This window comes from Halobacillus sp. Marseille-P3879, assembly GCF_900240285.1.
GTDB lineage: Bacteria > Bacillota > Bacilli > Bacillales > Halobacillaceae > Halobacillus_A.
This window is the reverse complement of record NZ_OESS01000003.1, coordinates 832,472-858,514: the sequence shown is the minus strand read 5'-3', so window position 1 is coordinate 858,514 and position 26,043 is coordinate 832,472. Positions and strand designations below refer to the sequence as shown.

The 26,043-nt window shown below is 41.7% G+C and carries 24 protein-coding genes; 11 read left to right on the top strand and 13 right to left on the bottom strand.

Going from position 1 to position 26,043, the window contains the following annotated elements; genetic code table 11:
- Positions 1 to 4: 4 nt before the first annotated feature.
- Positions 5 to 700 (bottom strand): phosphatase PAP2 family protein, encoded by a 696-nt coding sequence (locus C1A12_RS18560; protein ID WP_101846301.1) that lies wholly within the window; start codon positions 698 to 700, stop codon positions 5 to 7.
- Between the two features lie 297 nt (positions 701 to 997).
- On the opposite strand from C1A12_RS18560, the gene C1A12_RS18555 reads away from it, so the two are divergent.
- From C1A12_RS18555 to C1A12_RS18515, 9 genes are all read left to right on the top strand, one after another.
- Entirely contained in the window at positions 998 to 1,822 is an 825-nt protein-coding gene (locus C1A12_RS18555) for a M55 family metallopeptidase (protein WP_101846299.1), read from the top strand.
- A gap of 12 nt (positions 1,823 to 1,834) precedes the next feature.
- Positions 1,835 to 2,767 carry an ABC transporter permease gene (locus tag C1A12_RS18550; protein ID WP_101846298.1) on the top strand — a complete coding sequence of 311 codons (933 nt, stop codon included), beginning with the start codon at positions 1,835 to 1,837 and terminating at the stop codon, positions 2,765 to 2,767.
- Position 2,768: 1 nt separating this feature from the next.
- Positions 2,769 to 3,722: an ABC transporter permease gene (locus tag C1A12_RS18545; RefSeq protein WP_373420488.1), complete on the top strand. Its 954-nt coding sequence runs from the start codon at positions 2,769 to 2,771 to the stop codon at positions 3,720 to 3,722.
- 4 nt (positions 3,723 to 3,726) lie between these two features.
- The gene (locus C1A12_RS18540) at positions 3,727 to 4,722 is read left to right on the top strand and encodes an ABC transporter ATP-binding protein (protein ID WP_101846295.1); all 996 of its coding nucleotides are present in this window, start codon (positions 3,727 to 3,729) and stop codon (positions 4,720 to 4,722) included.
- A 40-nt stretch (positions 4,723 to 4,762) separates the two neighbouring features.
- Positions 4,763 to 6,394, top strand: a complete 1,632-nt coding sequence (locus C1A12_RS18535; protein ID WP_101846293.1) for a peptide ABC transporter substrate-binding protein — start codon at positions 4,763 to 4,765, stop codon at positions 6,392 to 6,394.
- 70 nt (positions 6,395 to 6,464) lie between these two features.
- Complete coding sequence (locus tag C1A12_RS18530) at positions 6,465 to 7,385, top strand: LD-carboxypeptidase (protein ID WP_101846291.1); 921 nt, start codon at positions 6,465 to 6,467, stop codon at positions 7,383 to 7,385.
- 21 nt (positions 7,386 to 7,406) lie between these two features.
- Entirely contained in the window at positions 7,407 to 8,510 is a 1,104-nt protein-coding gene (locus C1A12_RS18525; RefSeq protein WP_101846289.1) for a dipeptide epimerase, read from the top strand.
- 12 nt (positions 8,511 to 8,522) lie between these two features.
- A complete protein-coding gene (locus C1A12_RS18520) occupies positions 8,523 to 9,470 on the top strand; it encodes a C40 family peptidase (protein WP_101846287.1) in 948 nt (315 codons plus the stop codon).
- Positions 9,467 to 10,486 carry an ABC transporter ATP-binding protein gene (locus tag C1A12_RS18515; protein ID WP_101846285.1) on the top strand — a complete coding sequence of 340 codons (1,020 nt, stop codon included), beginning with the start codon at positions 9,467 to 9,469 and terminating at the stop codon, positions 10,484 to 10,486. Before C1A12_RS18520 ends, C1A12_RS18515 begins: the two co-directional genes overlap by 4 nt.
- A 44-nt stretch (positions 10,487 to 10,530) precedes the next feature.
- Here C1A12_RS18515 and C1A12_RS18510 read toward each other — a convergent pair whose 3' ends face one another.
- From C1A12_RS18510 to kduD, 3 genes are read right to left on the bottom strand one after another with little or no spacing between them, the layout of a single operon-like run.
- Entirely contained in the window at positions 10,531 to 11,604 is a 1,074-nt protein-coding gene (locus C1A12_RS18510; RefSeq protein WP_101846283.1) for a dienelactone hydrolase family protein, read from the bottom strand.
- A gap of 23 nt (positions 11,605 to 11,627) precedes the next feature.
- Positions 11,628 to 12,461: a 5-dehydro-4-deoxy-D-glucuronate isomerase gene (kduI, locus tag C1A12_RS18505; protein WP_200816615.1), complete on the bottom strand. Its 834-nt coding sequence runs from the start codon at positions 12,459 to 12,461 to the stop codon at positions 11,628 to 11,630.
- A gap of 58 nt (positions 12,462 to 12,519) precedes the next feature.
- Positions 12,520 to 13,275: a 2-dehydro-3-deoxy-D-gluconate 5-dehydrogenase KduD gene (gene kduD, locus C1A12_RS18500; RefSeq protein WP_101846281.1), complete on the bottom strand. Its 756-nt coding sequence runs from the start codon at positions 13,273 to 13,275 to the stop codon at positions 12,520 to 12,522.
- 207 nt (positions 13,276 to 13,482) lie between these two features.
- Between kduD and C1A12_RS18495 the strand changes: the two genes are divergently transcribed.
- Both C1A12_RS18495 and C1A12_RS18490 read left to right on the top strand, forming a co-directional pair.
- A complete protein-coding gene (locus C1A12_RS18495; RefSeq protein WP_101846279.1) occupies positions 13,483 to 14,481 on the top strand; it encodes a LacI family DNA-binding transcriptional regulator in 999 nt (332 codons plus the stop codon).
- On the top strand, positions 14,478 to 15,185 hold the full coding sequence (locus C1A12_RS18490; protein ID WP_101846278.1) for a rhamnogalacturonan acetylesterase: 708 nt from the start codon (positions 14,478 to 14,480) through the stop codon (positions 15,183 to 15,185). Before C1A12_RS18495 ends, C1A12_RS18490 begins: the two co-directional genes overlap by 4 nt.
- On the opposite strand, the gene C1A12_RS18485 is transcribed toward C1A12_RS18490, so the two are convergent.
- The 9 genes from C1A12_RS18485 to C1A12_RS18445 all read right to left on the bottom strand — a co-directional run bounded on the left by C1A12_RS18485 (position 15,161) and on the right by C1A12_RS18445 (position 26,019).
- Complete coding sequence (locus tag C1A12_RS18485; RefSeq protein ID WP_101846276.1) at positions 15,161 to 16,081, bottom strand: AEC family transporter; 921 nt, start codon at positions 16,079 to 16,081, stop codon at positions 15,161 to 15,163. The genes C1A12_RS18490 and C1A12_RS18485 overlap by 25 nt on opposite strands.
- Before the next feature lie 77 nt (positions 16,082 to 16,158).
- Entirely contained in the window at positions 16,159 to 16,794 is a 636-nt protein-coding gene (locus C1A12_RS18480; protein ID WP_101846274.1) for a YesL family protein, read from the bottom strand.
- A gap of 48 nt (positions 16,795 to 16,842) precedes the next feature.
- Complete coding sequence (locus tag C1A12_RS18475; RefSeq protein WP_101846272.1) at positions 16,843 to 18,135, bottom strand: Gfo/Idh/MocA family protein; 1,293 nt, start codon at positions 18,133 to 18,135, stop codon at positions 16,843 to 16,845.
- A 36-nt stretch (positions 18,136 to 18,171) separates the two neighbouring features.
- Entirely contained in the window at positions 18,172 to 19,293 is a 1,122-nt protein-coding gene (locus C1A12_RS18470; protein ID WP_101846270.1) for a glycoside hydrolase family 105 protein, read from the bottom strand.
- Positions 19,294 to 19,317: 24 nt separating this feature from the next.
- Complete coding sequence (locus tag C1A12_RS18465; RefSeq protein WP_101846269.1) at positions 19,318 to 20,157, bottom strand: carbohydrate ABC transporter permease; 840 nt, start codon at positions 20,155 to 20,157, stop codon at positions 19,318 to 19,320.
- A gap of 17 nt (positions 20,158 to 20,174) precedes the next feature.
- Entirely contained in the window at positions 20,175 to 21,161 is a 987-nt protein-coding gene (locus tag C1A12_RS18460; protein ID WP_101846267.1) for a carbohydrate ABC transporter permease, read from the bottom strand.
- A gap of 80 nt (positions 21,162 to 21,241) precedes the next feature.
- Positions 21,242 to 22,540 (bottom strand): ABC transporter substrate-binding protein, encoded by a 1,299-nt coding sequence (locus C1A12_RS18455; RefSeq protein ID WP_101846265.1) that lies wholly within the window; start codon positions 22,538 to 22,540, stop codon positions 21,242 to 21,244.
- Positions 22,541 to 22,728: 188 nt separating this feature from the next.
- Positions 22,729 to 24,291, bottom strand: a complete 1,563-nt coding sequence (locus tag C1A12_RS18450; RefSeq protein ID WP_101846263.1) for a response regulator — start codon at positions 24,289 to 24,291, stop codon at positions 22,729 to 22,731.
- 6 nt (positions 24,292 to 24,297) lie between these two features.
- Positions 24,298 to 26,019: a sensor histidine kinase gene (locus tag C1A12_RS18445; protein ID WP_101846261.1), complete on the bottom strand. Its 1,722-nt coding sequence runs from the start codon at positions 26,017 to 26,019 to the stop codon at positions 24,298 to 24,300.
- Positions 26,020 to 26,043: the final 24 nt, after the last annotated feature.

The following is a 26,043-nucleotide window of genomic DNA, read 5'->3' as shown; positions in this document are numbered from 1 at the left end:
TCTGTTATTTCGTCAGACTCTTTCTTCTTCCCCGCCAAAGCATAATTTCCAATGCAGCAATACATATAAGCAGCCAGGAGAACCCTAATGCTAGTCCTCCGAGTATATCGGTAAAATAATGGACACTTAAATATACACGGCTTAGTGAGATCAATAAAATAACAAGTATTAATAATCCGTTAATAAGCCATTTAACTGTCTTCGACAAAGGACTAATTACGACCAGGTAAATCATAAATCCATAAAAGACGGCCGATCCAGTAGTGTGGCCGCTTGGAAAACTGAACCCCGTTCCGTCATATTGTTCTAATAAGTCAGGCCTTTCACGTCCAAATGATGCCTTTAATCCTTTAGTAAGGAGGCTGATCCCTATCATACTGACAGCGAAATAGACAGCTGCCCATTTGCTTATAGGCACCGCGAACAGTAAACATGCAAATAAGATGATAGACAGGATTGTAATCACTTTCACGGAACCTGCTTCTGTAATCCATCCCATAGCAGTTGACAGCCAGGGGGACTGTCTTTCGTTTACTATATCTGATGCTACAGCATCTACTGCGAATTTCTCCTGTTCTAGAACTTCATCGCCAATTTCCGTAAAAAGGTAAGCACCACTACCTACAATTAATAATCCCACTACTATAATGATGATTGACGTTTTAGAGAGGTCCGATACTTTGGTCCCTGAAAACAGCACGGCCGCTCCTCCTCACCGTAAATAAAACTGTGAGCTATCTATAGCTTAAGCTGCTCACCTCAAATCTATTCCCTAAATCATATTTTCTGAAACGGTGGTACTGTCTTTTCACAACGATCCATTTAGGAAGGAATTTTCCGCCGTATCCAGACAACGTAAATAACACATTAAAAAACTTTTTCATTACTAACAACGTTTTCTCGTCATATTTTTTCAATTCAGATTGCCTTTTTTGTTAAATGTTGATAGAATTATTAGAAAATTACTAATTTTACATAAAGATTGGGGCGCAGCAACATGAAGCTTTATCTATCTGTCGATATGGAAGGAATTACAGGATTACCTGACGCGACTTTTGTTGATTCCGACAAACATAACTACGAACGAGCTCGAAGAATTATGACCAATGAAGCCAATGCCGTGATTCAATCCGCTTTTGATCTGGAAGCCACTGAAGTGTTAATAAACGATAGTCACTCGAAAATGAATAACCTTCTAGTGGACGAGCTGCATCCTGAAGCCCTCCTTATTACAGGAGATGTTAAGCCTTATTCAATGGTCCAGGGACTTGATGATAGTTGTGACGGGGCTATTTTCCTGGGTTATCATGCCCGTGCTGATCAACCAGGGGTTATGTCTCACTCCATGACATTTGGGGTGCGAAACTTCTACATAAACGATACAGCCGTAGGTGAATTAGGATTAAACGCATATGTAGCCGGATATTACGACGTCCCGTTAATCATGGTCGCAGGCGATGACCGTGTAGCAGATGAGGCAAAACAGCTTATTTCAAATGTAGTGACAGCCCCTGTAAAAGAAAGCATTTCAAGGTCGTCTGTAAAAACCTTGTCCCCGAAAAAGGCAGGAGAACTGCTGCAGGCTAAAACCGTTGATGCCATACATAACTTAAACAATATCAAACCGTTAACCCCGCCGCCTTCTCCAATGCTGCGAATTGAATTTGCAAACTATGGTCAGGCAGAATGGGCGAACTTGATGCCTGGAACACAACTTGAACCCAATTCTACTATCGTTTCATTTCAGGCAAAAGATATACTGGAAGCCTATCAGGCTATGCTCGTGATGACGGAGCTTGCCATGCGGACAACATTTAGTTAAGGGGGACCACAGATGGCTCGCTACATAATGAAACGATTCGTACTAATGGTCGTAACCGTATTAATCATTGCGACTTTAACCTTTTTTCTTATGAATTTACTGCCTGGTTCACCATTAAACGAGGAACGGACAACGAATGAATCAGTTCAGCAAAACCTCGAAGCCCACTTCAATTTAGATGAACCTTTAATTGTACAGTATGGGCTTTATTTAAAATCGATCGCTACTTTTGATTTCGGGCCATCGATTAAACAACCGACTGAAACGGTGAATTCGCTATTAGGACGGGGATTCCCCATTTCTGCAGAACTTGGAATCTGGACGATTTTAGTTGCTATAGTATCAGGAATCGCCCTCGGCGTATTTGCGGCATTGAAACATAATGGAGTGATCGATTACATTGCCATGACGATTGCGGTGCTTGGAATCTCGATTCCAAACTTCGTCCTTGCTACAATGCTGATTCAGGAACTTGCTGTGAACAGAGGCATCTTCCCTGCAGCAACCTGGAGTTCACCTGCCCACATGGTCCTTCCTATCCTTGCGCTTGCTACAGGACCCATGGCGATCATCGCACGTCTTACCCGTTCGAGTATGCTTGAAACATTAACTCAGGATTACATTAAAACAGCGCGTGCCAAAGGACTTTCTCCTGTTAAAGTTGTGGTGAAGCATGCCTTAAAAAATGCCCTTATGCCCGTTGTCACTATATTAGGGACACTGATGGCCGGAATTCTTACCGGAACTTTTGTTATCGAAAAAATCTTCGCTATCCCAGGCATGGGCAAATATTTTGTCCAAAGTATAAATCAGAGGGATTACCCTGTCATTATGGGCACGACCGTATTCTATAGTGCTTTTCTTGTTTTTATGCTGTTCTTAGTTGATATTGCCTACGGGTTATTGGACCCACGAATAAAACTTCACGATGAAGGAGGTGGGTGATTTGCTTCCATTAACCAAACAAAAGAAACCTCAAGAAAAAGATATACCTGATGATTGGTTTCAACCTATCGAACGAGATGAAAAAGAAGCAGAAACCGTCGTCCGTCCTTCTCTATCTTACTGGCAGGACGCGTGGCGCCGTCTTAGAAAAAATACATTAGCCATGTCTGGACTCGTCTTTCTAATTTTTCTCGGGCTGATGTCGATTTTCGGGCCGATCCTCTCCCCTCATTCTGTCTCTGATCAAATATTATCCAACCAAAACCAGGCTCCTTCCGCCACCCACTGGTTTGGAACGGATGATATGGGCAGGGATGTGTTTACGAGAACATGGTACGGAGCACGCATTTCCTTGTTTGTTGGGCTGATGGCGGCTTTAATTGATTTTTTTATAGGGGTTACCTATGGAGGGATATCAGGCTACAAAGGCGGCCGTACAGACAGCGTGATGATGCGTATTATTGAAATTCTATACGGTTTGCCATACTTACTCGTTGTTATCCTGCTCCTGGTCGTTATGGGGCCAAGCTTATTAACCATAATCGTAGCATTAACGGTTACTGGATGGGTAGGAATGGCACGAATTGTACGCGGGCAGGTGCTGCAGATCAAGCACAATGAATTTGTGCTCGCCTCCCAGTCATTTGGAGCGAAAACAAAGCGGATCATCCGAAAAAACCTTCTCCCAAATACGATGGGACCAATTATTGTTCAAATGACGTTAACTGTACCTACAGCTATATTTGCTGAAGCCTTTTTAAGTTTTCTCGGGCTGGGGATTCAGTCTCCATTTGCCAGCTGGGGAGTTATGGCTAATGATGCTCTGGGTACCATTCTCTCAGGACACTGGTGGCGGCTTTTCTTTCCTGCTTTCTTCATATCAGCTACTATGTTTGCTTTTAACGTATTAGGTGACGGGCTACAGGACGCACTCGATCCGAAGTTAAGGAGGTAACCTTATGGAAAAAATTCTTGATATTAACGACCTCCACGTTTCCTTCGTTACTTACGGAGGTGAAGTCCAGGCTGTGCGTGGAGTTGATTTAGAGTTATACAAAGGAGAAACCCTTGCGATCGTCGGCGAATCCGGTTGCGGAAAAAGCGTAACAGCAAACAGTATTATGAGACTGATCCCTTCCCCTCCCGGCAAGATCAAAAAAGGTTCGATACATTTTAAAGGAAATGACATGACCAAACTGTCGAACAAGCAGGTCAGAAAGATACGCGGTGTCGATATTTCGATGATTTTTCAAGATCCTATGACAGCCCTTAACCCTACCTTAACAATAGGAAATCAGCTGACAGAAGGATTGAAACAGCACCGCAATATTTCCTCCACTCAAGCTAATAAGCAAGCGGTTGATATGCTCAAGTTAGTAGGGATTCCTAATCCTGAGGAGAGGATGAAGCAATATCCCCACCAATTCAGCGGTGGGATGAGGCAGCGTATCGTGATTGCGATGGCATTAATTTGTGAACCTGAACTCCTTATTGCTGACGAACCAACCACTGCGTTAGATGTCACGATTCAAGCTCAAATTCTGCAGCTGTTCCAAAAAATCCAGCGGGAGACCGGCGTTTCAATAATTTTAATTACGCATGACTTAGGAGTGGTAGCTAAAATAGCTGATCGAATCGCTGTCATGTACGCCGGTAAGGTCATTGAAACGGGGACAAGGCAGGAGATTTTTTACCGGCCAAATCACCCTTATACACAGGGACTGTTAAATTCTGTACCTCGTCTTGACCAGAAAGGAGAAAAACTAATTCCTATCGCAGGGACCCCTCCCGACTTATTTTCACCACCTGAAGGTTGCCCTTTTACCGCCAGGTGCCCTAAAGCTATGGAAGTATGCTCGCGCGTTTATCCTTTTCAGACAGAGCTCAGCGGTACACATGCTGTGGATTGCTGGCTTCAGGATGAAAGGGCTAAAAAATATACAGCTTCACCGTAAGAAGGGAACACCATTTAAATTTGAAAGGGGAAGAGAAATCATGAAAAAATGGTTAACCGTGTTGCTTGGCATTTTGCTCGTGGTTGTCTTAGCAGCTTGTACTGCTGATGAGGATGCGGGAGAAGAAGAGGGAGGAAACGACAGCGAAGAATCGGCTGGTGAGGACACAAGTACACTTCTCTTAAACAATGGGGTGGAACCAACCTCTCTTGATCCACCCATTGGTTTTGATGCAGCTTCCTGGAATGTATTAAACAACTTAATGGAAGGAATGACACGACTAAACCAGGAGCATGAACCGGAAGAAGCCACAGCTGAAAACATAGAAGTATCTGAAGATGGGACCGAATATATATTTACAATTCGTGATGATGCTAAATGGTCAAACGGTGACGATGTCACTGCTGAGGATTTTGAATTTGCCTGGAAACGGCTGTTAGACCCTGAAACAGCTTCCTCTGCTGCTTTCCTTGGTTATTTTATTGAAGGCGGAGAAGAGTTTAACAACGGTGATGGGTCTGAGGATGATGTGATGGTGGAAGCGGTAGATGATAAAGAACTTCACGTAACACTTAAGGCTCCTACAAATTATTTCTTAAACATCATTTCTAACCCTGCGTTTTTCCCAATTAATCATCAAGTTGCTGAAGAAGATGAAGAATGGTATTCCGAAGCAGACAGCTTTGTTGGTAACGGACCTTTTACACTCGCAGAATGGGAGCACGACAGTGAAATGCTGCTTGAGAAAAATGAGGAATATTGGGATGCGGACACCGTAGAATTAGAAGAGGTACATTTTGCTATGATTGATGACTCGAACACAGAGTATCAAATGTATGACAGCGGTGATCTAGATAACTCTGAAATCCCTTCCGATATGGCTGATGAACTTTTGGATAGTGAGGAAGTGACAATTGAAGACCAGGCAGGAAACAGCTTCTACCGTTTTAATGTAGAAGAAGAGCCATTCCAGAACGAAAAAATTCGAAAAGCCTTCGCCAAGGCTGTGAACCAGGAAGACATCGTTCAATATGTAACGCGAATGGGAGAAGAGCCTGCTAACGGATTCGTATCTCCGGGATTCAATGATGCTAATGGTAATGACTTCCGTGAAGAGAGCGGCAGCCTAGTAGAATTTGATGCTGAAGAAGCGAAACAGCTTCTAGAAGAAGGTATGGAAGAAGAAGGCTACGATGAGCTGCCTGACGTAACACTTACCTACAATACTGATGATACGAACAAGGCCATTGCTGAAGCCATTCAGGAAATGTATAGTGATAATTTAGATGTTGATATAAGTTTGGAAAATACAGAGTGGAACGTATTCCTGGAGGATCAGAAAGCTTTGGAGCATCAGCTTTCCCGCAGTTCGTTCCTTGCAGACTATGCAGATCCGATCAACTTCCTTGAAAGCTTCACGACAGATTCAACTATGAACCGTACTGGTTGGTCAAATGAAGAGTATGATAACTTGATTGCTCAAGCGAAAGAAGAGACAGATGAAGAGCAGCGCTTCGAATATATGTATGAAGCCGAGGAGATTTTATTCGATGAAATGCCAATCTTCCCTGTCCACTTTTACAACCAGGTCTTCCTGCAAAAGGATAATGTCGATGGTATTGTCCGTCACCCTGTCGGATATCTTGAATTAAAATGGGCTACAAAAGAATAAATTAAGATTAGAGATGAACCCATACACTTTCGTATGGGTTCCCCTCTTTTTATCAAATGGAGGTAAACCTATGATCTATCCCAAACGTTTAACACCAGGCGATACAGTCGGGGTAATTGCGCCCGCAAGTCCTCCTGATTTGCATTTCTTACATAAGGCAGTCCCTTTCTTAAATGAACTGGGACTTCATGTCAAAATTGCTCCGCATGTGTCCAGTACATACGGTTATTTAGCCGGCCGCGATGAAGATCGTCTGCAGGATTTACACATGATGTTTGCAGATAGAGAAGTCAAGGCTGTTATTTGCGCAGGCGGAGGTTTCGGTACAAGCCGGATTGTTGATTCTATAGACTTTTCTTTAATTAAAAAGAACCCTAAAGTCTTTTGGGGCTACAGTGATATTACCTATCTGCACACGGCCATAAGACAGAAAACAGGCCTTGTTACCTTTCACGGACCTATGCTTAGCTCCGATATTGGCAAAGACAATTTTGATTCTTTTTCTAAATCGATGTTCACACAATTATTTCAACCAACACTCCTTCACTACACCGAATCTATCTCTCCCTTACGAGTAATTGCTGAGGGAGAAGCTACAGGAAGACTAGTAGGTGGGAACTTATCCCTGCTAGTCAATTCGATTGGTTCGTCCTATGAAATAGATACAAAGAACCGACTGCTATTAATAGAAGATACCGGTGAAGAACCTTACCGTCTCGATTCCTTCTTCAGTCAGCTTAAGCTCGCCGGTAAATTCGAAGAAGCAGCAGGTGTAGTCGTCGGAGATTTTAATGAGGCTGCTCCTAAAAAGAGGGAAAAGTCTCTTTCTTTACAAGAGGTTTTAGACCACTATTTCTTAGATTTAGATATACCAGTCCTATCTGGATTTAAAATTGGGCACTGTTTGCCTCATTACGCTGTGCCCCTCGGTAGTAAGGCTGCCTTATCGAGTGTTTCAAGATCATTAAGTATCCAGCCCGGTGTATCTTAATTTACGGAAAGGAAGAATGACATGAACATTCAAGCTGTTGATACATATTCTATTGCTGTCCCATTACATACACCTTTTAAAACTGCACTTCGAACCGTCACTGTTGCTGAATCTGTTTATGTGAAACTGACTTGTTCGGACGGGACCATTGGATGGGGAGAAGCACCTCCTACTCATGTAATCACCGGTGAAAGTTTAGCCAGCATACAATATACGATAGAAAGTATTTTAAAACCTGTGATTCTAGGGAAGAGAGTAATAGAAACAGAAAGGTTATTTGAAAACCTGCATCAAGCTGCTGTCGGCAATACCAGTGCTAAAGCTGCTGTGGATATGGCTTTACACGACTGTCTATCCCAGATTTGCGGTCTGCCTCTCTATCAATTCCTAGGGGGGTACAATCATTCCATTGAAACGGATTATACGGTTAGTATAAACACCCGCGAGCAAATGGCTGCTGATGCTGGTCAATACATTGACAATGGTTTCAATGTATTAAAAATCAAAGTGGGAAAAGATGATATTGAAAAAGACATCAAGCGGATTGAAGCAGTTAGAAACCGTGTCGGCTCTGAACCTTTGATACGTCTTGATGCCAACCAAGGATGGAGTGTTAAGGACTCAATCTACGCCATTCAAAAAATGGAGGATATGGGTCTAAACATTGAACTTGTGGAACAGCCGGTCAAGGCCTGGGATATCGAAGGTCTTAAGAAAGTAAAAGAGCATACTTTTACTCCAATCATGGCCGATGAAAGTGTTTTTTCTGTAGAAGACGCCAGGAGGGTTTTACAAACTGAGAGTGCTGACTTAATCAATATTAAACTGATGAAGTCTGGCGGCATTTATCAGGCCCGAAAAATTAACCAGCTTGCAGAGGCTTATGGAGTACCTTGTATGGTCGGCAGTATGATTGAAACAAAACTGGGAATATCCGCTGCAGCCCATTTTGCAGCAAGTCAGAGAAATATTATACGTTATGATTTCGATGCGCCGCTTATGCTTGCAGAAGATCCGCTAGAAGGCGGCATCACCTATAACGGCTGTCATATCTTATTTTCTTCAGATAATGGTTTAGGTATTAGCAATATTCAATTGGAAGATATACTTTCACAGCAAACATGAGGAGGAGCATAAATGACACAAGCAGAAGCCACAAGAACAACGTGGGTAGTTCAAGTCCCGGTAGCAACTGTTTGGACATCACAGGAATCACCTCGAACTATTGATTTACCCGGAGTATCCAACCCCACCCGAATTAAAGAGTGGCTTAATGGGTTAACGTACGAAACGAGGTTGGCATTAAGCGATAAAAACCTGGTTCAGTCACAGCTTCTATATGGAGAAGAGGTTATAGTAGACGATGTAGAAGGAAAATGGGCCAAGGTCGTTATCCCCACCCAGCCTTCGAAAAAAGATGAGCGTGGATACCCTGGGTATTTACCTGTGGATCATGTTAAAGAAGTACCTGAACACGAATGGATTGGCCAGGGGGTAGCGGTTGTCAGCAAAAACACAACCATTCTTATTGACGAGAAGGAAGATCCGATGTTTGAGCTCAGTTATCTTACTTCCCTTCCTGCTCTCGCCCATGAGGAAAAGTTTATAAAAGTTCGTACTCCTCACGGGATAGGATATATTCCAGAACAAGACGTTTCGGTTTATCCATCTAAGGAAGATATCCCTAAAGGAGACGGAGCCGCTATTATAAAAGCTGGCGAGACTTTCGTAGACCTCCCTTATTTCTGGGGCGGTATGAGTTCTTATGGATATGACTGTTCGGGCTTTGTCTATAACATGCATAAAGCCAATGGGTATCAAATCCCAAGAGATGCTACAGATCAGGCCGTATCCGGAAAAAAAATAGAATTAAATCAAGTAGAGCCTGGAGACCTGTTGTTTTTTGCTTATGATAATGGAAGCGGCACTATCCATCATGTCGGTATTTACTATGGAGACGGGAAAATGATCCACTCCCCGAAAACAGGGAAAACTGTAGAAATCATTACTTTAAAAGGAACTATCTATGAAAGAGAACTGTGTTCGGCTCGGAGGTACTGGAAGGAAGCGGAGGATCGCAGATGAAGGATGAAAAAACATTACAAGTCCGTAACTTAAAAAAGCATTTTAAGCTTGGAAAAGACCGGACCCTCAAAGCAGTTGACGGCGTCAGCTTTGATATTTATAAAGGAGAAACATTCGGTCTTGTCGGAGAGTCGGGATGCGGGAAGTCAACTGCAGGACGAACGATTATGAACCTGTACAATCGTACTGACGGAGAAGTTTTGTTTAATAACAAAGACGTTCACGAATTATCTGATGTGGAGGACTTTCAACTCAAAAGACAGATGCAGATGATTTTCCAGGATCCTTACGCGTCTTTAAACCCCCGCTCTACAGTAGCCGATATCATTTCAGAGCCAATGATCATTCACAAGCTGTACAAGACAGAAAAAGAGCGAATGGGAAGAGTCTATGAGCTTCTTGAAGAAGTTGGACTTAACCGTGACCACGCCAACCGCTATCCCCACGAATTCAGTGGAGGTCAGCGTCAGAGGATCGGAATTGCCCGTGCGCTCGCTTTAGAGCCGGAATTAATCATTGCGGACGAACCTATCTCCGCTCTTGATGTGTCCGTTCAGGCTCAGGTAGTAAATCTGCTTGAGCGGCTTCAGGAGGATAAAGGACTTACTTACCTTTTTATCGCTCATGACCTTTCTATGGTACAACACATTTCTGATCGAATCGGTGTAATGTATTTAGGTCACATGGTTGAGCTGACGAGCAGTGAACAGCTTTATGAAAAGCCGCTTCATCCGTATACTCAAGCTCTCTTATCCGCTATCCCCATACCAGATCCAGATGTTGAGGACAGCCGGGAACAGGTCATTATTGAAGGAGAAATCCCGAGTCCTATTGATCCGCCAAGCGGCTGTGTGTTTCGAACGCGCTGCCCGCTCGCTATGAAAGCGTGTGCTGAGATCGAACCGCTGTGGCAGGAAGTGGAAACAGACCATTTTGTTGCCTGCCATTTATATAATGAGGATATCGAGGATAAAACACCTATTAAGGATCAGCCTGCTTTAATTGTGAATAAATAATCAAAACGCCGAATCTGGTAATTTACAGGATTCGGCGTTTAATGTTAGATTTCCAGATGTTTCTTTAACCATTCAAATGCTGCCTTACCGTGTACCTCATGCTCTCCATCAAAGAAATCCTTCCCAAAGGAAAACAGGCACTCAAATTCCCTATAGATGGACTCAATATATTCGATGGCTTCTCCAGCCGACTCCCGGGGAAAAACTGTATCCTTATCACCTGATTCAATAAAAAGAGGACGCGGGCAAATTAAACCAATCAGCGATGGAAGTTCTCCTAGCTTTAATAAATGTGGAATGTAATTATCGATGCAATGAGGTGAATTCAATATACTGCCTTTATAAGTATTCGCAAAACCACTTAATACGGTAGCTTCTACTCTTCGGTCAAGGATCGATAGTAAAGCAGCGATCAGTCCTCCGCCAGAGAAACCCACCACACCGAGCTGGTCTCGGTTAACGTCCTCATACTTTTCGATAATATCGATCGCACATCTTGCTTCGTAAACCCTTAAACCGGCTAACGTCTTTCCGCTCATAAGAAGCTGGACAGCTAAAGAATAGCACGAATTCCTCTTACCGCTCGTTAAATCTTCTTCAAGCATACGTTCTCCAAACCCCACGATTTCGGGTACAAAGACTTTAAAACCTTTTTTAACCAAATCAAGGCCAAAGTCCCGATGAGCAGTGGCTTCATTTATCATTCCTACTGCTTCTTTACTCCCTTTACCATGCCCGTGTAGAGCTAATACAGGACTGAACTTCGAATCAGCAAAAGAGCTGTTTGGGGTTAAAACATACATAGAACAGAATAACCCTTTAGTTGTGTTAAATTTAATACGTTCTCTCCGGTAGTCGTCAAAGTATACAGGCTCTTCCATTTGAACCAGGCCACTTCTCCTTGATTGTGGAAAGGAACCAAGCATCTGTTGTAATTCAAGAACCATACGGCGCTTATTAATAAGCTTTTTATTGGTGGCATCTTCATACAGCTTTCTTAAATAATAATCAACCTCCTGCATATGTGTACCCCTTCCATTCCATGGAATTTTCCCTCCATTAACCATAAACAGCCAGTTCCAAAAAGAAAAGACCGATTCAACAGTCCTTCCTGTCAAATCAGCCCTTCCTCTCCTTTTAATTACTTAAGGTTTTCCATCTTTACATGGTCCATATCGGTAAAGGTGTAATTCTCTCCAGCCATTGCCCAAATAAATGTATAGTTGTTCGTCCCTACACCTGAATGGATCGACCACGGTGGAGATAAGACCACTTGTTCATTTTTAACGACCAAGTGCCGCGTATCATCAGGTTTGCCCATAAAATGGAAGACTCGCGATTCGTCATCCATATCAAAATACAGGTAAGCTTCCATACGTCGGTCGTGAACGTGAGGCGGCATAGTATTCCACATATTGTTGGGAGCCAGCAGTGTCATACCCATCATAAGTTGACAGCTTTGCAGACCATCTTCATGGATATATTTATATATCGTACGGTTGTTAGACTCTGCATCTGAGCCAAGTTTCGTCGGTGTGGCATCCTCAATTGGCAGTTTTTTAGTAGGATATTGTTTATGTGCTGTAGCGGAAGCTAAGTAAAACTTTGCAGGCTGTGAGGCGTCAACGCTTTCTAACGTAACTTCTTCATTCCCCAATCCGACATACAAGCAGTCGCGTTTATTTAATTCATAACTCTCTCCATCAACCGTTACTTTTCCTTGTCCGTCTGAGATATTAATAATTCCAGCTTCTCTTCTCTCTAAAAAGAATTCTGTTTTCAAAGTTTCCTGGTCTTCAAGTTTTAATGGTTTAACACTCGGGACAGCACCTCCCGTAATCACACGGTCATAGTGAGAATACACCATGTTGAGCTCACCTTCTACAAATAGTGAATCTACTAAAAACTCGCTTCTTACTCGTTCACCATCGTAATTTTTAAAATCCGTCGGGTTGGTCGCATATCTTACTTCCATGTTCATTCTCCTCTCATTTTTTATCATTTATTACAGTCTCTTATAAAAATGCTTCTTACTAAGAGCTCATCCATCCACCATCCACATTTAAAATATGCCCATTCACATAATTAGAAGCATCTGAAGCGAGAAATACTGCTGCGCCCTGCAGATCTTCAGGGGTCCCCCATCTGCCTTGAGGAATACGGGAAGTGATATAAGCATTTCTCGCTTCATCTTCTCTTATAGGAGCGGTGTTGTCTGTTGCCATATAACCTGGTGCGATAGCATTTACATTAACTCCTTTGCTGGACCACTCGTTCGCCAACGATTTCGTCAAACCTGCAACGGCATGTTTACTAGCTGTATAAGCTGGAACCTTTAAACCTCCCTGATAGGAGAGCATCGAGGCAATATTTATAATTTTTCCGGAGTTATTTTCAAGCATATGTTTACCGATTTCACGGCTTAGTTGAAAGACAGCGTGCTGATTGACGTTAATGACGTTGAACCAATCATCGTTAGAGAAATTTTCAGCATCCGCCCGACGGATAATCCCCGCATTGTTAACGAGAATATCAACTTTCCCTTTAACAGCGACCGCATCAGCCGCAAGCTTCTCGGCTGCATTTTTTTCACTCAAATCGGAAATGAGCTCGTAAAAAGTGCCACCCACGGCTTCTACTTCTTTCTTAGTGTCCGCAAGACTTTTTGTCCCTACACCGATCACTTCGGCTCCTGCCTTAGCAAGTCCTATGGCAATACCCTGCCCAAGTCCCCGGCTCGCCCCAGTTATCAGTGCTGTTTTCCCTTTTAAAGAAAATAACGAATTCATTAATGTAAACGCCTCCTTCACTGCTTTTAATCCATCTTGACACATATGAATTGATTTCTTAATAACAACGTTGTTATTATTGTATATGTAAAGGCTTTCTTTGTCAACGCAGAACATGATAATTTATATACAATCAAAGATGTGCCTAATAAAACAACGTTGTTTTTAGTTCCTATATTTATTATAATTGAGAAAAAAAGATGGAGGATGACTATGGGGGTAACTATTAAGGATATTGCTAAATCTGCCGGGGTCAGCTACTCTACCGTATCTAAAGCATTAAGAGACAGCCCGCTCGTAAAAGAACCTACAAAAACAAAAATAATCGAGATTGCCCGACAGCTTGGATACCAGCCTAATGTTGCTGCGCGCAGTTTAGTATCTAAGAAGTCTCATACGATCGGGGTCATTTGGCCAACGATTGAACGGGTAACACATTCAGCATTAATTACGGGGCTTAACAAGCAGCTAGAACAGCTTTCCTACACTACTCTGATTTCTATTAATGAAATGGAATTTGCGATTAATACATTTAACCGTTACCAGGTGGATGCGATTGTTGCATTCGACGATCGTAATTCCAGAGAGCCAGCCAATTCTACCGTACCTGTGGTGACTTATGGTATCGCGGATGATTACTCTCCTTTTCCAACAGTGGACGTAAACCGCAGACAAGCTATTCGTTCAGCAGTGGAATATTTTATATCGATCGGCCACAAAAGAATCTGCTATGTAGGTGATCTGCTGCAGGAAGACCGGCTGCAGGAGGAGAAAGTAAATGGGTTCAAGCAGGCGGTCCAATCATTTGGCTTAGATCCTTATTATTCAAGGGTTATTTCTGTATCGGACCTTGAGCAATACGATGGCTATGAAGCTGCGAAAAAGCTGCTTCATGACCCAGAGCGTCCTACCGCTATAATTAGTGGAAGTCACGATTTATCTAAAGGGATTCTGCGGGCCATTTACGAGAGTGAACTTTCGATTCCTGATGATATATCCATCATCAGTTATGACAATATACCAGCTACTGAAAACTTCGAAATCCCTTTATCTACCGTTGGAGTTCCGCTGCAGATGATCACAGAAAAGCTTGCAGAAGTATTAATGTCCGTCATCAACGAGGAAAAAACAGAGGATTATATTTTTCTTGAGCCGGAATTAAAAATAACCGAATCATGCCAGCCCATAAATGGAGGGAATCGATGAAACGAATAAATGTTTATTTAGCAGGTGACTCTACTGTAGCCAATTATGAATCAGCCAATTCCCCTCAAGCAGGCTGGGGACAGCTTCTCCCTCACTTTTTTTCGAAAGAAGTATCTATATGGAACAAGGCAGTCAACGGAAGAAGTTCAAAGAGCTTTATTGATGAAGGACGGCTGATCACCATTGCCAAACAGCTAAAACGTAACGATTACCTTTTTATTCAATTTGGGCATAACGACAGCAAACCAGAGAAAGAACGACGTACAGACCCTTATACTACTTATCAAGAGCATCTTTTAAAATATATTGAGACGGCAAGGACGAACGATGCTGTACCTATACTCGTAACTCCTATTCAGCGTCGTAAATTTAACCTTGACGGTTCGATTAATGAGACACACGGAGAGTATCCTAGTGCTATGAGGCAGATCGCTTCGGATTACGGAGTTCATCTAATCGATTTAACCGAACAATCAACCCGGCTGCTCCATAATCTCGGGACAGAAAACTCCAAAAAGCTGTTTATGTGGATAGACAGAAACGTTTCCCCTAATTTTCCAGAAGGGGCCCAGGACGATACTCACCTTAACTTTGATGGCGCTAAAGAAGTGGCTGAACTTATCGCAATTTCAGTTGCCGGCCTGCCGACTCGGTTAGCCGATTATGTACAACTTCCTCATCAAAAGAGCAATTGTGAGAAATAGATCGTAAGAGTTACCGTAAACATACTAAAAATCGTAGATGCTAACACAATTTGAGCAGCGAGTTCCGGTTCATTTCGGAATTCCTGCGAGATAATTGCGCTGTTCACGGAGCTTGGCATACCTGAAGAAATAAGTAAAGCCTGTGCGAGAATGCCTTCATACTGAAGCAGCCAAATAATCAGTACTGCAAGCGCCGGCCCAAGGAGAAGCCTTATTACGATACTCAGATAAACGACCAGCAGCTTAAATTTAAACGTCAGCTGAGCTACTTGGGCACCTAATGTAATTAGAGCAATACCTACCATCGCATCAGCGATATATTCTCCGGGCTTGATGATAAACTCTGGAACATTTGCATTACTTACATTTAAGAGAATACCTGCTGCCATGGCATAAATGGCCGGCATTTTCAAAAGCCCGATCAGCGCGCGGACCCTTCCCTCTTCTACTGCTCGTAACGAGAAGACACCAAACGTGTAGGAGAAAACGTTTTGCAGGGTCATCACAATTACTTGAATCGTGGCTGCAAAAGGGTCCTGTTTAAAAGCCAGGTCATTAACCGGGATCCCGTAATTGCCTGAATTGTACAGAAGGACACTATTAGCAAATACACCCCTTATGCTTTTTTTATACCTCCCTATCCGGGCAACAAGCCGAACGACCACATATAGCACAGAAATAAATAAGGCAAAAAATACGATTACTTGCCCCAGTAAATCAATAGAAAAGGAAGATTCATATAAGTTAACCAGCACAAAACCAGGACTGAGGAAATAAATATTAAGCTTCGCCAGTGTAAATAAATCAAGTTTAAATGCTTTATGCATGAGTGCTCCGATACCTATTAGAATAAAGACAGGTACAATAATGTTTAGAAAAATAAAGAGAACTTCCATGTCCGATTCCCCCTGCAATAGTAACTTCCTATTTAAATAAACAAGGCCCTCAAGTGTTGAGGACCTTGTTTTATGCATTAAGCTGCTTCAGCTGCCACCTTCACTTCTTCGATATTCTCAAAACACTTCAGCGCCATCCACATGTTTAAATGGGCGAAGATCGTAAACCCGAAGATGGGAATAAAACCAGGAAAAGAGATAAAGAAGTAGTACATGGAAACCGTAGTAATAATCATGAGAAGCAGATTACTAGGCTTTAAGAATCCAATCAATAACGCTTGCTTTATCGTTTGTAAAACCTTTAAATCGTAGTGCACATACACAGGAAAAATATACGCCATCACAATGAGAAATGTTAAGCAGCATACGAGAGCCACAGTAGACATAAAGTCATAGAGACCCCCTTCCATTTGTCGGAAGAAATGCAAATCATAAAAGCATACTACTCCAATAAAGAGTAAAATGACGGCCAGACCATTCGCCCGGAGGAACTCTTTCTTAAACGTTTTGAAGAAAGTCTTGGCTAAAGGGAAATCGGTTTGCCCTCTGGCTGCTTTTCGTGAAACGGTGTATAAAGCAATTGTGCTTGGCGCGATGCCAAAAACAACTCCTCCTAATAAAGTACATACGATCCATAATAAGTTTAACAGAGCAAAGTGCGTAATCCAATTACATAAAGCCAGTACACCTGTTAGTAAACGTCCTGCGTTCATCGGGTCAACCTCCTATTTACAGCTGGCACGTCAATGGGCCGCTTTCTTTCAGCTGCTGAATAACGGCTCATGCAGCAACTTTTCTATGTTAATCGGCTGTTTTTCTTTGACTGACCGCCAGACAGCTTCTCCGGTAGTAACAGCATAAGCCCCATCCTCACTTCCTGATAATACTCGATAGGGACGTGAGGGATCTTCTCCAAGAAAAATATCTTCCTGGATCACAGGATCACCGCCACCATGGCCGCCTTCCTGTTGTAATACGTGAATGGTTTCTTTTGAACCAAACAAAGGAAAGTAATCAATGGTTTGTTCGGGCACCGGGAATGGGACTCGCGAAGGAGCATGAAATTCGGTGGTTTCGATCCTTCCTTTGGTACCATTTATCGCCAGTCTGTATCCTTCGTAAGGGAGTGAAAAGTTTATTGAGTAACTTAAAAGCGCCCCTTTATCATATTGAATTGTTGCTGTATACGTATCCTCAATTTCAATATCCGAATCAAATACACATTGATCCGGGCGATAGTTTGTGTAACCATCTTTTCTGGCTTCATCTGAATCAATATGGTCATCTTTAACTACCGCACTGTTGCTTCTTGAATTCCATCTTGTATAATACGCGCAATTGTGTTTGACGAGACACGTCTTGCAATGCCGGCCGTCTTCTTTTAAGGGGTTATGCTCACTTTCAGGACCGTAATAGTTTAAAGCTCCAAAAGCAAAAACCTGGACCGGTTTTTGATCCAGCCACCAATTTATTAGATCGAAATGGTGGGACGATTTATGAATAGACAGTCCACCTGAGAATTCTCTCATTCGATTCCAACGCTGAAAATAGCTGGAACCATGATAAGTATCAATGTACCAATTCAAGTCTACTGACGTTACTCTGCCAATCTTTCCAGATAAGATCATCTCTTTTATCTTCATGTGATAAGGGCTGTAACGATAATTAAAAGTTACCGTCACTTTCCCTCTGCTATTCTGCTCTGCTTCCATAACACGTCTGCTGTCATGTGCGGTTGTCGTCATCGGTTTTTCCGTGACGACATCCAGATCATGTTCAAGTGCCTTCAAGATATATTCTACATGGGTATCATCGCGGCTGGCCACAATAATAACATCCGGATTCGTTTCTCTAACCATTTGATCAAATTCGTTTTCATTAAACTCAGGAACCTGCTCAATCTTTGGGAACAAAGATTTACATACAGCAAACCTTTTTGAATCATGATCAAGAAGTCCAACCAGCTTACTTGTAGCTCCGAAAGTATCAATCATCGGACGGATAAACATATCGTTTGCCCGCTTACTTACTCCACAAACTGCAAATTTCCTCATGGTTCCAACTCCATTTTCTGTTATTTATTTCATCCTTTAGAGTTTAGGCAGGAGGTGTTGCATTTCTATACTAGCTAAGACAAAAGAGCCCACTCCGTGTAAGTCATTCTCGGTTTTAGGACGATTAATATAATGCTCATAATCTCCAACACCGGTCCCGATACAAATTTCCGGCATGATAAAATGACCGTCTTCATTAAACTGCATTCTTTCTAACAATCCTCGATATCCTTTAATAGCTTGTTCTTTGTAGCTTTCGTCCACGACCCCGTTCCGGATAGCTCTTGCAATTGTATAAACAAACAGTGCGGAACAGGATGTTTCAATCCAGTTATCGCTCCTCTCCCCTTTATTGACGACCTGATACCAAAGCCCATGATCAGGATCCTGGTACTTTACAAGGCTTTCTACCAAATTCTTGAGTGCTGAAATAAGTTCTTGACGAGATTCATGGTTCTCCGGAAGAAAGTCTAGTATTTCATTATATGTGATGCCATACCATCCTATCGCTCTTCCCCAGAACTCCGGAGACTTCCCTGTTTCAGAATCTGCCCATTGCTGTACTTTGCTCTCATCCCAGGCATGGTGGTATAAGCCAGTTTCCTCATCGAGGGTGTGCTTTCGCATCAAACGTTCCTGTTCAAGTACCATATCAAGCAGTTCAGGCTCATTGTACGCCTTTGCATAATTCATGGAAAATACGCCGCCCATGTACAAACCGTCCAGCCACATTTGGTAAGGGTATCCATCTTTATGCCAGAATCCGCCATCAGAGGTAGTATTCAAAGTTGGAAACATATTTCTTAGTTTCTTAGCAGCTTTTCGGTACCTGGTATCTTCATATTTTTCATCGAGTTCAAACAGGAGCAGACCTGCTTGAATGGCATCCAGCTCTTTACGATTCCAAAGGAAATTTCCGTTTTCATCGATATTGTGGTCAACGTATGCTTTGATATAGTTTAAATATTCTCCTTCTCCCACAATAGTCCTAAGCTGACGCATGCTTTCTAGAAAGACTCCCTGATGATAATGCCATCTTCCATCAGGTGGTAATTCAGACGGCTCAAATGCAGCCATCAATGAATCACACGCGGCTTTCCCCCAGTCCAAGGGTGTGTGTAAGCTTTGTTTAATATTGGTTTGTTGATTTAACGTCATACAAATCTCTCCTTACTTAAATAATCAGGCTTTCATCCCCGTAGAGCTGATGCCATCTACAATGTAGCGCTGGAACACAAAGAAAATAACGAATATAGGTAAAATACTTAATGTAGACATGGCAAACATCGCTCCCCAGTTTGTTACTGAGTTAGGATCTGAGAATAGTTTTAATGCTAGTGAAACAGGGTATTTCTCAGGTGTTGACAGATAAATCAGCGGTCCCATAAAGTCATCCCATCTCCAGTAGAAAGAGAAAATCGCTGAAGTCATCATGGCCGGGATGATTAACGGAACGATAATGCGGAAAAAGATGTCAAATGTATTACACCCATCAATTTTAGCCGCTTCATCGAGCTCCATAGGGATCGTACGGATAAATTGCATGATGAGAAAGATGAAAAATGGTATCCCAAAGAATGTTGGTAGGATTAACGGTAAATAGGTGTCAATCCAGCCAAATCCATTAAACATGATATACTGCGGAATCATAACCATCTCGAACGGCAGCATCATAGTAAGCATCATCGACACGAACCAGATCTTCTTGCCGGCAAATTTAATACGGGCAAACCCGAACGCAATCAATGTTGATGAAGCAATACTGCCTACTGTCGCGATGATCGTGATCACAAAGGAATTCCAAAAAAACGTACCAAATGTAATCCCTGCAAACCCGCTCCATCCATCAATATAATTTTCAAAGTGCCATCCCTCTGGAATAAGAGAGTGCGAATCAACGAAGACACTCGAGCTCTCTTTTAAAGAGCTGCTCACCATCCAGATGAGCGGATAGATCATGATTAAAGCGAAAGTGGCCATTAACACGTGTTGAATAATTTTTTTTGTTGCTTTGTTCTTCATATCGCCTTCTCCTTTCTTTATTTGGCATCTGATTCGTAGTGCACCCAGTGTTCCGAACTTTTAAAGATGAGAGCTGTGAATATCGCAATGATTACAAGCATGACCCACGCCATCGCGGAAGCATAGCCCATATCAAAGTATTCAAATGCTCGTCTATACATGTAAAGGACGTACAATAAGGTGCTGTCAACAGGGCCGCCGTTAGTAACAACAAAGCTTGGAGTAAAGGCCATAAATCCTTGGATAACCTGCATAATTGTGTTGAACAGGATAACTGGTGTCAGCAACGGGATCGTAATGATAAAGAACTGACGAAGCGGGCCGGCTCCATCTACACTGGAGGCTTCATAGAATGTCTTTGGAATATTACGAAGCCCCGCTAAGAAGATCAACATGGACGATCCAAACTGCCATCCATATAAAACAATCAATGTCCAAATCGCTGTGTCCGGATCTCCTAACCAGGAGTGAGTCGGCAGTCCAAGAGTCGCAAGGATAGAGTTAAATGCCCCATCATCCCCGAACAACTGACGCCACATAATGGAAACAGCGATACTGCCACCTACTACAGATGGAAGATAGAGCAGCGTACGATAAAGTCCAACCATTTCAACTACTTTATTAAGCGCTAAAGCTACAAGCAGGGCAAAAATCAGACGTACAGGCACGGCAATCCCCGCGTAGAAAAATGTAACTTTCATCGCCTGCCAGAAGGTCGGATCATTTGTAAACATTCTTTCGTAGTTCTCAAATCCAATCCAATTCGGGGTACCCATTAAATCAAAATCAGTAAACGACAAATACAAAGAATACAAGATAGGGAAAAGAGTCAAAGATAAGAATCCAATTATAAAAGGCGATATGAATAAATAGCCTGTTACGTTTTTGTTGCCTGATTTAATCTTTTTATTAGGAGGTACAACTTTAATTTGCTTCTTATCTTTAGGCTTTTTCACTGGATGCTGGGGTTCCACTTTTTCATGTCCATCTTTTTTCGGTATCATCGCACTCACCTCTTTCGCAAACTTTTATGATAAGAAAGTGGCCCTGAATGCTGTCCCCAGGGCCACCTTCCCGTAAAATTTTATCGAGCCAGAATTGATTCAACTGTAGTTCTAAACTGTTCTGCGCCTTCTTCTGCAGATAGTTCTCCGTACATAACCCTTTCGTCGATTTTTGCCAATTCACCCAGCACTTCAGAAGACTGAGGAGGGAAATTCGAATCGATTGGAGAGCTGTTCTCTGTTACCATTTCAATGTACTCAAATACTTTTTGGTCTGTTTCACTTAGGTCAGCAGATAGTTCTTCTCGAATATCTTCTTTAATTGGAACACCACGGTCAGAACCGCCAATTTCATAAACTTCAATGTTATTTACAAAGAAGTCAATAAATTTCGCTGCTTCTTCTTTATGTTCAGAGTTTTCGGCTACAGACCAGAGCATCGCAGGTTTTAAGTACATACCCTGATCATTATTGGAGCCTGGCAGCAGTGTCATTTCCAGAGGATTGCCATCGGCTGCACTATCAAGAGCCGTAGCCTGGTTAGACCATCTAAAGTCAAAAGCTGCTTCGCCTCGTGCAATTAACTCGTCCTCTACACCTTTAATCTGCTGAATAGTTTCATAACCAGGAACAGCACCTGCTTCATGAAGCTCCAGATTCCTTTCAAAGTAATCTACAAGAAGCTGATCATCTTCATAGCCTAGAGCTGTTCCATCCTCGTTAAACAGCTTTTCACCTTTTTCCCTTAAGTAATATTCAAACAAGTTCTGCGGTTCCATCAGTCTTGCACCATATTCACCTGTTTCTTCACTAATCTGAGTGGCATATTCCTCGTAATCTTCCCAGCTCCACTCGCCGTCAGTGATCTCCACTCCAGCTTCATCTGTCATATCTTTGTTATAAAAAGCAGTCAAAGCGTTCGTACCGGTTGGAATACCCAGCAGCTTATCATTTTTCATACCTGATTCCATGATGGTGTCGTCTACACCTTCTACGTCAATTGTTCCATCTTCAACAAACTCACTAAGATCGGCCAATAAATTTTTATCAGCATATTGATTTAAGTATTCACCAAAGTTTTGCTGCATGATATCCGGCAGGTTGTTCCCGGAAGCAGAAGCAGCCATTTTTTCGAAGTAGCCGTCAAAACCGGTAAATTCTGATTCGATTTTGATATCCGGATTTTCTTCTTCAAATTTCTTAATAATTTCCTGGGTCTGGTCGTGACGACTTTGTGATCCCCACCATGTCATGTTTAGAGTGGTTACCCCATCTTCCTCTTCACTGTCTCCTGAAGCTCCTTCTGAATCTGAACAAGCTGTAAGAACGCCAATTAACATAAGTGCTGCTAAACTAATTGCCCAAAACTTTTTCTTCACTTTTTGATAACCTCCCTCGCAATATTTGAAAGCGCTTTCTGTTTCATGAATCTATCATAAAGTTTATCGTTTTTATAATAAATAAAATTTTCAGATATCAATGTATAAAAAACAGACATTCCTGAAATTGAGATCGAATAAGGAAGATTTATAGCAGAAAAAAGCTTATAGAGCCCGTACTCTATAAGCTAACCGCTCGTTTTATTATTGATATAGCTTGTTGGGGTTACACCTGTATATTTCTTAAAAACCTGCCCGAAGTAACGCGGATTATTACCAAAACCAACCGATTCAGCTACTTCGAATATCTTTACTTCATCCGGCGATTCCTCAATCATTTCAACCGCTTTTTCAATCCGCCGATTGATAAGAAAGTTAGAAAACCGCTCTTCTTTTTCTTTTTTAAAAAGCTTTCCTAAGTAATCCGAATTCATGTAGAGAACTTCTGATGCAATCTTAGACAAAGAAAGCTCAGGATCATCAAGGTTTTTCTCCACAAATTCTACTACGCGGTTAATAATGCTGCTTTGTGTCTGTTTCGTCCGTTCGTAGTGATGCTGAGAAATTTCAGTCGCTGCTTTTTCAATAAAGTGTCTAATTTCATGAAATTTATCGTATTCCTGAAAAATGATGATCTGTTTAAAGTACTCGGCCATCCCATCCTTGCCTGCCTGTCTGATAATGGACATAAACAATTCCAGACAGTGGGACTGGACAAGGCTGACTTCGTACTTTTTCTGCTTTACTTCTTCAAAGAAATTATTCAAATTTTGAAGCACGGCCTCTGTATTGCCACTTCGAATCGCAAATATCAGATCCTCATGATCGTACTGCAGTTCGTCGATACTCGTATGATCTTTTTTTAAATCCTGCATGGTGATTATGCTGCCTCCTGAAACGTAAAAACGCTGAGTTAAACAATTTAATGTTTCATTGTATAACGTTCTCAGATCGCTGATACTTCCGCTGTCACTGATGGCAGCCGTGTAATCCATCGGGTAAAAGCTTGTAAAATCCTGCTTTGCTTCTTTAACCTTTTCAATAATAGTATTTAATGAATTCATTTCAGCAAGCACTACAATCTTATCACCGATTGTCGTTTCTAAAGGGACCTGCTCTTCACCAAGCTTTTCTACGACAATTTTTTTCAACGCTAATAAGTGTTCATACTCATAGGGATCATCCATTGTGATTACGACCAGTCTGAATTCTTTTGAGTTTGTATCAATTTCAAATAACGCTCTATAATGTTCCCATTCCTGAACACCATATTTTTTGTTGGTAATATACTCTTTTAAAAATTGCTCCTTCGCTTTTGGCATCACCTGCTGCAGATGGTCCCGCATATTTTTCAGGAACTGGTCTTTCTCGACCTCTTCATTCAGATCTTCAACCACTTGTTTTAAAGCGGTTTCAATCTTCTCTTCATTGCTGGGCTTCAGCAGATAATGCTTCACATTGCACTCCATTGCTGTTTTAGCAAACTCAAATTCATCGTGTCCAGATAACACAATGAACCGTATATCAGGATAAAGGCTGTGTACCTTTTGAATGAGCTGCACTCCATTGAGACCGGGCATTTTAATATCTGTAATTACGATATCCGGCTGATCTTTATTAATCATCTCAAATGCCATTTGTCCATGATTAGCTTTCGCTGTTAATTCCGTTCCGCAGGCTTTCCAATCTACAATAGCTGCTATGCCTTCTAAGATATTAATTTCATCATCGACTAATAATACTTTATACACCTTGCCTCACTCCGTCATATAAGGTAGTAGAATCTTGACCTTCGTGCCTATGCCCACTTCGCTCTCGATCGTTATTCCATAAGCGTCACCAAACATCATCTTTATACGTTCGTTAATATTATTGAGTCCAATTCCCGAACTCTTCGAACGAATTTCTCCACGATAAATCCCCTCAAGTTTGTTCTCTTCTATCCCAGGCCCATTGTCGGTAACCGTAAGTTCAATTCCTTCTTCTTTTTCAAAAATATTGACAGTGATCCGGCATTCATCAATCATCTCTTCAAGTCCATGCTGAATCGCATTTTCTACAATTGGCTGGATGGACAGCTTAGGAATCTGGCTATTGTGGTACTGTTCAGGGATATCTAAAGTGAAATCCAGACGCTTATCATAACGATATCTTTGGATCGTAATATAATTGCGGACAATTTCTAATTCTTCTTTAATCGTGATCATCGGAGCCTTTTTGCTAATAATGTTTCTCATCATGTTGCCAAGAGCGTCAGCCATTACGGAAATCTTCTCTTGTTTATTTACCTTAGCCAGCCAGTTGATGGAATCAAGGGTGTTATATAAAAAATGAGGGTTAATTTGAGCTTGTAATGCTTTATATTCAGTTTCTTTAATCATTAATTGCTTCGTGTAATTTTCTTTAATCAGTTCATTGATTCGATTGAGCATAAGCCGAAAATTGTCATGCAGTTCTCCGATCTCATCATTATAATGTTCTTCAGGGATAGACTCTTCAAAGTCTCCTTCCTGAACCTTTTTCATCCGTGCAGATAAAGACTCAAGCGGTTTCGAAATATTCTGGGCCGCACGTCGGCTGAGAAGTATCGTTAAAGTAAGCATCAGTAAAAAACAGAGCACCATAATAATTTTGATAGCATCGGTTTGCTTGCTTATATTGTCATACGGCAGGAGATGGTGGTAAGTTAACTGTGAAAATTGGGAATGAGAGTAGGAAAGTAGGTATTCTTTTCCGTTTATTTCACTTCTGTTGTAACCGCTTCCATCTTTGTTGTTAGAAAAATCGTTAATATTCCATTCTCCCTCACTGCTCTGGTAAAAGATTTCATTATCGCTGGTAATAACGAAATCTTTATTGTCAGGAGAAAAGTTGAGGGTCTGCTCTACGAATTCATTCATATCGATAGAAATAATTAAAGTACCTATGTTTTCCAGACTTAAATTTTCTTTTTGTCTAATCAACCGTGCTGACGAAATTCCGTTTTCACCATCTATTCTCGTCCAAATGTTAGACCCTTGAGTATCAGCTAGCAGTCTGCGTATCTTCCGGGAGTCATTTTCAATTTGGGTATTATAACCTGTCGTATGTTTTTCTCCATGTCGATCAATCACTTGCATGGAAGAAATATACTTACGGGTGGAAGCATAGTTAAGCAGGCGCTCAAGCAGCTTGGCTTCCGTTTCATAAGCTTCAAACGTATATTTATTTGTATTAATGGTTTCCATATAACTTTGAATTACGGCGTCTGTACTCACCTGAAAAGAAAGATCTTCTATAACGTTTAATTCTTTATCAACAACTGAAGATGAAAGCTGCAGCATATCTGCCGATTCCTCATAAATTCTTTCCTCGTACAAAGAAGTAAAATAATGATAAGTGATCAGGCCAAGAAGTCCAAAAATCATTAAAAGAAGGAGCGAGATAGAAAATATTTTATCTTTAATTTTAAAGTGACTGTAAAAAGGCTTAAGTTTCATGTCTCCCTCCCCCTGCCGTTTTTA